Raw genomic sequence first — 526 nt, forward strand, 5'->3', positions numbered from 1 at the left:
CATCGCCTCTGACTGCCAGGGCATCCACCGTGTACGCTTAGTCGCTTAACCTCACAACCCGAAGATGTTTCTTTCGATTCATCATCGATTTGCGATAATTTGAGAGACTCGAACACACCGTATTTTCCTTTCTTATTACGGAGAAAGGAAACAGTGTGTCGTTTCAATTTTCAGCTTGATCCAGATTTTTAAAGAGCAAATATCTCAAACATGACTCACCGCATACGCGATAAATCAGTTTTGAGATAGGGGGCCGGCGACTTTCACTCACAAACCAGCAAGTGGCGTCCCCTAGGGGATTCGAACCCCTGTTACCGCCGTGAAAGGGCGGTGTCCTGGGCCTCTAGACGAAGGGGACACTGAAGTCTCAATCGCAAGACGCCTTGCTTCTCTACATCTATCAGACAATCTGTGTGGACACTACAAAGGCAGGTTCTTTAAGGTAAGGAGGTGATCCAACCGCAGGTTCCCCTACGGTTACCTTGTTACGACTTCACCCCAGTCATGAATCACAAAGTGGTAAGCG

At 48.1% G+C, this 526-nt stretch carries 1 tRNA gene and 1 rRNA gene; both read right to left on the reverse strand.

The window, feature by feature from the left end:
• Positions 1-282: 282 nt before the first annotated feature.
• A tRNA-Glu gene (locus MUU47_RS00225) sits at positions 283-358 on the reverse strand.
• Positions 359-443: 85 nt separating this feature from the next.
• Positions 444-526, reverse strand: a 16S ribosomal RNA gene (locus tag MUU47_RS00230); the annotation flags it as partial.

The organism is Scandinavium hiltneri, assembly GCF_024764835.1.
Taxonomy (GTDB): Bacteria; Pseudomonadota; Gammaproteobacteria; order Enterobacterales; family Enterobacteriaceae; genus Scandinavium; species Scandinavium hiltneri.